Consider the following 8,161-nt stretch of genomic DNA (forward strand, 5'->3'; position numbering starts at 1 on the left):
TCCTTCGAACCGAAGATCGTCAAGAAGCGGCAGAAGCGCCTCACCGGCGTCGACGAGATGGTCATCTCGCTGGCCGCGAAGGGCCTGACCACCGGCGAGGTCCAGGCTCACCTGGCCGAGGTCTATGGCGCCGACGTCTCCCGCCAGACCATATCCACCATCACCGACAAGGTCCTCGAGGGCATGGCCGAATGGCAGAGCCGACCCCTCGACGCCGTCTATCCGGTCGTCTTCATCGACGCCATCCACGTGAAGATCCGTGACGGCGCGGTGGCCAACCGGCCCATCTATGTGGCTCTGGCCGTCACCACCGAGGGCCGACGGGAGATCCTGGGGCTGTGGGCCGGCGACGGCGGCGAGGGCGCCAAGCACTGGCTGCACATCCTCACCGAGATCAAGAACCGCGGCGTGAACGACCTGCTCATGCTGGTCTGCGACGGGCTCAAGGGCCTGCCCGAGGCGGTGGAGACCGTCGACGGCCGACTCTCAGCGGCCCGCCAGTAATCCAACCACCCTGGTTACACCTTTCGTTTGACAGACCCCAGCGCCCGCTCGCCGCCCGCGCCCGCCAGCACGAGAAAGGATCACAGCAGAGGAGCGGCCCGATCAGGGTCCCGGAACGTGCTCGGAGCCCGTGAGTCGCGGGTCCAGGATGCGATGGAGCCGGTAGGCGACAGGCCGGAATCCCCGGCGCGGCCAGAAGACGGACGAGAGGGGATTCGCCGCCCGCCAGTCGGTGACACAGACGGTGAATCCCCGGTGTGCTGCGTCGACCAGCGCCCACTCGGTCAGCCGACGCCCGACTCCCGTGCCACGAGCGTGCGGAGCCGTCGAGGCCAGGATCAGTTCGACCGATCCCTTGGGCTTGAGGATCGAGGACTCGTCGTCGGGAACGGGGCGCATGACGACGAAACCATCGATGCCTTCCGGTCCCTCGGACACCCAGTAGGCCACGGCGGGATCACTCATCAACTCCAAGTGGCCGGACCTCAGGATGTCCCACATCGGACGATCGGTGAAAGCGAACACCGGGGGTGCCGCATGCGCCTCGTTGATGAGCCCGAGCAGCGGTTCCAGGGCATCGATGTCGGCGGGACTTGCCCGACGGACACCGTGCGGTGCCCGCGCCGACGTCCTGGCGGGAACATCCATGATCGCGTGGACCTGCTCATACGGGAATCCAAGCGTCAGCCACAGCGGGAGATCGGCGGCGGGAGCCACCGTGTAGTGATGCAGGCGTCCGTCGGCAAGCCACTGCCCCGACAGGTGGGCGTACAACTGCTGCAGAATCACCAAGCCCGCATCCGGCGAGTAGACGGCGTCCTGCGGATGTGTCCAACAATGACGGCCACGCTGCCCGTCCCCGGGGCGGGCCAGCAGGTAGCCGACTATTGCACCTTCCCGTACCGCAACCGCACCACGAGCCCCGTCTCTCCACGCCTGTTCCAGCAGAGCCTTGCACTCTTCCAGAAGGCTGAAGCGCCCCCCAAGTGCAGGCTCAAGCGTCACGTCACGCTGATGCCGAGCGGTGAGAAGTTCTGCCGCACGGCCCAGATGAGCCAAACTGAACGTTTCAACCGCTACGGCAGTACCGGAATGAACAGAAGAACTGGACAAATCAATTCACCTCGCGCAAATGTGGCAATTTGTCGCACATCCTCGCATGATTCGCCCTCCGCGTCTGGAGTAGACGCTACTCACCGTCTCACACCGCCAACGCCGCTCCAGAAACACCTACTGAGAGGTCGTTGTCTCCCGTTGTTTCATCCTTGTATGCGAATTTGATCCGGCGATGTCGGTTCGCGCCAGGAGATGGTGGCCTCGCCAGTGAGGCGGCGGGCCATGAGGTCGGTCATGGCGAGGTGGATCATGGCCTCGGAGCGGGCTGGGAGGGTCTCGTAGGCGCGGGCCAGGCGGCGGTGGAGCACGAGCCAGCCGTAGGTCCGTTCCACGGCCCAGCGTTTGGGTATCGGGGTGAATCCCCTGGTCCCGGGGGGTGCGGGCGCTGATCTCCATGTCGATGCCGAGGGTGGCGGCGTGCTCGACGAGGTGCTTGCGGTAGCCGCCGTCCACCCAGGTCTTGCGGATCGTGGGGTGGTCGGCGGCGACCTGGTCGAGCAGGTGGGTGCCGGCGCTGGAGTCCTGGACACTGGCCGCGGTGACCAGGAGCGCGAGCAGGAGGCCAACTTCCCCTGTGCGCGTACGACTTCAAGCCCACAAGCCCCGAGTAACCGTGTGCAACCGACGGTGATCGTTTACGCCTGGGGCGCGGTCTTCTGCTTGAGGCGTTCGTAGGGAGTCTGGCCGCCGAGGCCGCCGTGTGGGCGATGGTAGTTGTAGTAGTCCTCCCACTCGCGCAGCTTGTCGTTGAAGACCTCGGCGTCGTCGATGATGACGCCCTCCAGGAGCCGGTAGAACTCCTCGCCGTCGATCCGGTGGGAGCGTTCGACCTTCCCGTTCAGCCGCGGTGTGCGGGGCTTTATGTAGGCGTGGCCGATGCCTTTGTCGAGCACGTGGAAGTGGAAGGCGGACTGGAACTCGGCTCCGTTGTCCGTCTGGATCACCTCCACCTGGAACGGCAGCCTCTGCAGGACGTAGTCGACGAACTGAATGGCAGTGGCCTGGTTGAGCGTCGGATAGATCTTCAGGACCCGCAGCCGGGTGCAGTCGTCGATCGCCGTGAACTGGTAGTACTTGTTGCGGCCGCCACGCCGGCCTTGAGGCGTGGAGGCGAGAGGTTCGATGAACTTCACGTCGATCTGCACCCGGTGTCCGGGCAGCTGCTTCTCGTACCGCTTCCATCTGCGGTCGTGCCGCTTGTACCGAGGCCGGCAGGCGGCCCATGTCCAGGCGCTTAAGGATCCGCCACACGCCCGACTTGCTGATCGTGACGTCGTGAACCGCTTGAGGTACATCGCGATCTCCTCGGGGCCGAAGTGGTAGTTCTGCCGGAAATAGATGATCTTCCCGACGACCTCGACGTGTGTGGCGTTCGGGCTGTGCTTGGGCGCCTTCGAGCGAGTGCGCAGCCCCTCGATGCGCTCGCCTTGGTAGCGGCGGTACCAGGTGTAGTACGCCTGCCGGCTGATGCCGAAGTACCGGCAACTCATGGCGACGTTGCCGGTGACCTCTTCGACATGGCGTATGACGGCCAGGCGCCGCTTGGCCTCACGATCGAGCGGGGGTGTCTTCGACATGTGGATCTCCGTAGTGTCGGGAGACCCGGGTGTCAACGATGATCGTCAGTTTTAGAGGACAGTGGACGGTTCCGCCGCCTGTCGAAGGACTACGAGTACCTGCGCGTCTGCTCGGAGAACGCCATCTACCTCACCATGGCCATGCTCCTCGCGCGCCGCCTCGCAAGACCAGCTAGCTGACCGGCTTTTCAGACGCGCTCTAGTAAGCGGCGGCATCGCCCACCCGCACGGCGACGGCAGCGCGTGGTGCCGCATCCCGCATGCCGTGCTCTGCCCGCGCCGCACCCTCACCTGCCGGATGAGCCCCGGCCCGGACGGGGCTCCGGGGGCCGCCGGGCCTCGCGAACCGTCGTCCGGCCTCGGCTCCCGCACTCGGTCTCCCGCTTCGTCTACTTCGTCACCTTGATCCCCTCGTACGCGGTGGACTTCGGCGCCAGGCAGACGAACCAGTCATAGGGCGAGTGCTTGGGGCTGTGGATGACCGGAACGGCGGCGTTCGCCTCTGTGGCCGCGGACGCACGGCCGACCTTGGTAGACGTGCCGTCCTTCCAGGTGCAGGTGACCTCCCGGGCGGTCTTGGCGACCTGGCCGATCACCAGGCGCGGGGCCGTGCCGTTCCCGGGGAGCAGCGGGAGCGAGACGGTCCCGTACTCGCCGCCGGAAAGGACGTCGTCCTCAGGTAGCACCATGTCCGCGATCTGAGTGGTCCTCGCCTCTTCACCGGTGACCCGGTGCACGAAGTGCGCGACCTTGCCCACCAGTTCGGAGGCCGTGGAGACGTCCTCCGGGTGCTCGCCGAACTTCGCCATCGCCGCCAGGGTGGCCTGGGCCTCCGCCGTGTCCGCCGGAGCCTTCCACACGTCGATGTACACCCTCCATGGCGCTCCCGCGTCGGTGCCGCTCGCCAGGGTCGTCCTCATGTCCGGCTCGGATGTCTCCGCGCTGGCGACCGGCCGGCTCGCCGGCGACACCCCCCGGTCCCCGTCACCGGACAGGCCCGTCAGCGCCAGAGCCCCCGTGGAGCCGGCCAAGACCAGAGTGGTGGTCGCCACGACCGCCCAGCGACGGGCCTTGCGGCGGCGGCCGCCGCGAATCAGCGCCTGGGCGGGGGCTATGCCGATCTTCACCTCGTCGGCCGCGTCGGCCAGCAGGAGTGCGATGTCGTGCTGTGTCATGTTGTGGCTCGTCTCCCCGTCCGCGCTGTTCACTTTCGTCCTCCCTGCGTCACTGTCTCCGCCAGTCCCGATATGGCGCGCAGCTTCGCGATCCCCTTGGCTGCGTTGCTCTTCACCGTGCCGACCGAACAGCCCATCGCCTCGGCCGTCTGTATCTCCGTGAGGTCCTCCCAGTAGCGCAGGACCACTGCTTCCCGCTGCCGTGTCGGCAGTTCGGCCAGCGCCTTCAGCAGCGTGCGGCGGTCGTCGGCCTGGGCGATCCGGTCACCGGTGTCGGCCACCTCGTGTGTCAGGCCCGCGTCCTCGCTCCTGGGCACCAGGAACTCCCGCAGTTTCCTGCGGTATCTGCGGGCATGCGCGTTGATCATCACTCGTTGTACATACGCCTCTGGGGCATTGGCCGAGGCGACCCTGTGCCAGGCCACATAGACCTGTTCCAGCGTCGACTGGACCAGATCCTCCGCAGCGTGCTGCTCCCCCGTGAGCAGGAAAGCCGTGCGCATCAGCCGCGGCCAGCGGCCGACGACGAAGGCCTGGAACTCGTTGTCCCCGGCCTGTTTTCGAACCCCCATGAGCACCTCCTAGATGTTCAAAGGAGGCCATGAGACGCCGAGACCGTTGCCTCACCGCGGAATCTTTTTCCGCGTTCTCGTCGGAGCGGGGGTGCCCGTTGAGTCGGCACGGAGCGCGGTGCCGGTGTTGCCACCGGTCCCTCCGTGCCGCTCGCCGAACGCGGCGTCCTCGTCTCCGAGTACCGGGCTCTCCACGGACTCTGCCGTTCGCGCGGGGTCTGGGCGGGTCCAGGGGTGGGAGGTCGCGTTGCCTCTGTAGCGGTACCGGGTGACCGTCACCGCTTGGATGTCGAACAGTTCGATCCCGTCTGACGAAGGCTTTTGAAATGGTCATCCGGGACGACGTCTACATGGTCGAGGAGATCTACACCCCGAAGTACGCGGCGGCCTGCGCCGCGATCGGGCTCAAGTGGACGTCCTCGTGGCGGGCGTCACTCAGCCGGGTCGGCGTCGGCCGGTGGCGCGGTCTCTGTCCGTACGACCCTGACGGACTGCCGGGCCAGCACCTGGCCGTCACCGGCGGGCGGCAGCAGGATGACCTCCAGATCGGCCATGGTGGTCTCCTCCCCGGGCGGGCCCGCGGGCACCCGCAACTGCACGTGGTAGTCGCGCGCCGGGTCGAGGGCGGTTCCGGCGCCGGCCTCGACGGGGTACTCGACGGTGTCGGGGCCGGTCGGGTAGCCGCGGTCGGTCACCTCCTCGACGGTGGGGATGACCTGTTTGAAGCTCCGCACCTGCCCGCCCGCCGCCGTGATCCGCAGCGCGAGCTCGCGGCCCGGCGTACCGGACAGTCTCTCGACGATCTTGACCAGGTCCTCTGCCAGGTCCTCGGCGGGGCGAACGACGATGTCCACGCTGCCTCTCAGGGTGGTGGAGGCGATGGAACTCAGCTGGCGCACGGACCAGTTGCTGCCGATGCCGCGGACGTGGCACGGGAAGCGCTCGGCGTAGGAGGTGAGAGCGGCGGCGAATTCCTCGGAGCTTTCGGCGTCCGCCTGCATGTCCGTGAGCAGGATCGCGCAGCGCGCCGCCTCCGGGCGGGCGGAGAACAGCCGGTCGGCCAGGCGCAGCCAGCGGCCCAGGGCCGCCGCCTCGATCGGCCTCAGACGGGCCAGCGCGGCGCTCGCCTCGGCCTTCGTCACCGCGGTGGCCGTCACCAGCCGCAGCGAGTCGGGGTAGAGCGTCTGCGCATACGCGGAGCCCGCCACCACGGCGAACGAGACGCCATCGTCGAGGGCGTCGATCGCGGCGGCTACAGCGGTCTTGACGGCGTCGAAGTCCTCCTCGGGCAGTTCCGTGGACATCCCGAGCAGGAACACGACCGCCGGCGCGGTGCCCGCCTCGACGGCTGCGCGGGTGGGTGTCGTGTCCGTCACCGTGACGATCAGGTTGAACTCCGTCGCCTCCGCGGCCAGGTTCCCGAGGTGGTACGTGGACAGCTCGACCCCCGGTGGAACGGTGGCGCCGCGTGGTGCGTCGGCCGGGTGTGAACCGGTGGGGTCCGTGACGCGGTCCACCGGGGCTGTCCGGTCCGGGAGCATGTCGGGGGCACGCCCTTCGCGCAGCGCCCTGAGCTGGTCGGCGACGGACCCCGCGAAGCCCGGACGCTCGGCGGGATCCTTGACCAGCAGCCGGGCCACCAGCCGGCCGATCCCGTCCGGAAGGTCCGTACGCACAGAGCCCAAGGGCGGGGGTGGCGTATGTATGTGACGGAGCATCACGGCGCGGAAGTCCCCGTCCGCCGGAAACGGCGTCCGCCCCGTCAGTAGCACGAACAGCACACAGCCCAGGGCATACAGATCGGCACGCCCGTCGACCCGCTCCCCCAGACACTGCTCGGGCGCCATGTAGGCGGGCGTGCCGATGGCCGTGCCCTCCTGGGTGAGGTCGGAGTCGGCCTCGACGACTCCCGCGATACCGAAGTCGCAGACCTTGAGCCGGTCTCCGGTCAGCAGCATGAGGTTGGCGGGCTTGATGTCACGGTGTACGACATCCGCCCGGTGCGCGCACGAGAGCGCGTCGGCGACCTGCGCGGCCAGGTCCAGCGCCTTGTGCACCGGCAGGCCCGACGGGTGCTCGCGCATCACCTCGCCCAGGTTCCGGCCGTCCAGCAACTCCATCACCAGGAACGGCTGACCGGCGTGTGTCCCGTAGTCGAAGACCTGCGCGATACCCGGATGCTGCAACCGGGCGGTCACCCGCGCCTCCCGACGGAACCGCTCCAAATGCGGACCGCCCGCGGTCAGATGCGATGGCAGGAATTTGATCGCGACCCGGCGGCCCAGCACCGGATCAACGGCCCGCCACACCTCCCCCATGCCGCCCCGCCCGAGTAAAACCTCCAGCCGATACCGCCCGGCGATCTCCACCCCCGCGACGCTGCCCAAGGCACCCCCTCCCCTTCGATTCGTACCGGACAGCATCGCGTGTTCGCGGGCCGGGCGTCAGTCGCGTGGGTCAGTGCGTGGGTCAGTGCATTGCGTCCGGCCGCCTCAGGGCCCTCTTCGCCGTGCGCAGTCTGTGGCGTCAGCCCCTCTGAGACAGCCGGAGGGTGGCGACGGCTCCGCCGTCGGCGGCGTTCGAGAAGAGCAGCGACGCGCCGACGACACGGGCCTGGCCCGAGGCGACTGTAACTGTTCCTGACAAAGCCGTTGGACGTGGCGAGGGGTTATCAGGCAGACGGCGGGTCCGAGGAATGCTTCGTGGATGTCGTCGCGTCGTTCCCAGCGGATGCGCAAGCGGCGAAAGCCGTGAAGCCAGGCGATCGTCCGCTCGGCGATGTCGCGGAAGATGCCCAGGCCGGTCCCGTGGGGCTCGCCGCGCTTCGCGATCACCGGTCGGATCCCGCGGTCCCAGAGCAGGCGCTGCTAGGGTCCGTCTTCAAACGGATCTTGCCCAGAGCAGGAACGACGCGAGACTGACCGCTGCTTCATAGGAAGTGGCGGTCTTCTCGTATCTGGTAGCGATGCCGCGGAAGCCCTTGAGCCGGTTGAAGCAGCGCTCGATCGTGTTGCGCCGTCGGTAGGTCTCCCGGTCAAACCCTGGCGGTCGACCGCCGTGGCCACCGCGCCTCAGCCGGTGCCGCCGCTGGTCGGTCTTCTCGGGGATGGTGTGCGCAATGCCGCGTTGTCGCAGGTAGGCACGGAAGCCTCGGGAGCTGTAAGCCTTGTCTGCGATGACCCGGTCGGGCCTGCAGCGCGGCCGGCCAGTGCCGGTA

Annotated in this window: 7 protein-coding genes and 3 pseudogenes; 2 read left to right on the forward strand and 8 right to left on the reverse strand. The window is 67.9% G+C overall.

Going from position 1 to position 8,161, the window contains the following annotated elements; translation table 11 throughout:
• A pseudogene (locus tag AQJ58_RS22140) lies at window positions 1-474 on the forward strand (IS256 family transposase); the annotation flags it as partial.
• Window positions 475-606: 132 nt separating this feature from the next.
• Here the strand turns inward: AQJ58_RS22140 and AQJ58_RS22145 are convergent.
• The 3 genes and pseudogenes from AQJ58_RS22145 to AQJ58_RS22155 form a co-directional block, all read right to left on the reverse strand.
• Window positions 607-1,617, reverse strand: a complete 1,011-nt coding sequence (locus AQJ58_RS22145) for a GNAT family N-acetyltransferase (protein ID WP_067252704.1) — start codon at window positions 1,615-1,617, stop codon at window positions 607-609.
• Window positions 1,618-1,763: 146 nt separating this feature from the next.
• Window positions 1,764-2,196, reverse strand: a pseudogene (locus AQJ58_RS41145) (transposase); the annotation flags it as partial.
• A gap of 59 nt (window positions 2,197-2,255) precedes the next feature.
• Entirely contained in the window at window positions 2,256-3,197 is a 942-nt protein-coding gene (locus AQJ58_RS22155) for an IS481 family transposase (protein WP_234360216.1), read from the reverse strand.
• Window positions 3,198-3,258: 61 nt separating this feature from the next.
• Here AQJ58_RS22155 and AQJ58_RS44580 point away from each other — a divergent pair, with 61 nt between their 5' ends.
• On the forward strand, window positions 3,259-3,603 hold the full coding sequence (locus tag AQJ58_RS44580) for a DUF6083 domain-containing protein (RefSeq protein WP_079079105.1): 345 nt from the start codon (window positions 3,259-3,261) through the stop codon (window positions 3,601-3,603).
• Here AQJ58_RS44580 and AQJ58_RS22160 read toward each other — a convergent pair.
• The 5 genes and pseudogenes from AQJ58_RS22160 to AQJ58_RS41165 all read right to left on the reverse strand — a co-directional run.
• On the reverse strand, window positions 3,587-4,405 hold the full coding sequence (locus AQJ58_RS22160; protein ID WP_067252706.1) for a hypothetical protein: 819 nt from the start codon (window positions 4,403-4,405) through the stop codon (window positions 3,587-3,589). The genes AQJ58_RS44580 and AQJ58_RS22160 overlap by 17 nt on opposite strands.
• Entirely contained in the window at window positions 4,402-4,944 is a 543-nt protein-coding gene (locus AQJ58_RS22165; protein ID WP_067252707.1) for a SigE family RNA polymerase sigma factor, read from the reverse strand. The genes AQJ58_RS22160 and AQJ58_RS22165 overlap by 4 nt, the downstream gene beginning before the upstream one ends.
• Window positions 4,945-5,375: 431 nt before the next feature.
• On the reverse strand, window positions 5,376-7,331 hold the full coding sequence (locus tag AQJ58_RS22170; protein ID WP_159056288.1) for a serine/threonine-protein kinase: 1,956 nt from the start codon (window positions 7,329-7,331) through the stop codon (window positions 5,376-5,378).
• Window positions 7,332-7,634: 303 nt separating this feature from the next.
• Window positions 7,635-7,811 (reverse strand): annotated as a pseudogene (locus AQJ58_RS44585) (IS5/IS1182 family transposase); the annotation flags it as partial.
• Between the two features lie 13 nt (window positions 7,812-7,824).
• Window positions 7,825-8,161: transposase (locus tag AQJ58_RS41165; RefSeq protein WP_159056289.1), on the reverse strand; the 337-nt coding region annotated here is incomplete at its 5' end.

Source organism: Streptomyces sp. DSM 15324 (genome assembly GCF_001514285.1).
Lineage (GTDB): Bacteria > Actinomycetota > Actinomycetes > Streptomycetales > Streptomycetaceae > Streptomyces.

Excerpts from the sequence above, each read along its gene's own strand:
- AQJ58_RS22165 (WP_067252707.1), bottom strand. The coding sequence starts at position 4,944 with ATGGGGGTTCGAAAACAGGCCGGGGACAACGAGTTCCAGGCCTTCGTC.
- AQJ58_RS22155 (WP_234360216.1), bottom strand. The coding sequence starts at position 3,197 with ATGTCGAAGACACCCCCGCTCGATCGTGAGGCCAAGCGGCGCCTGGCC.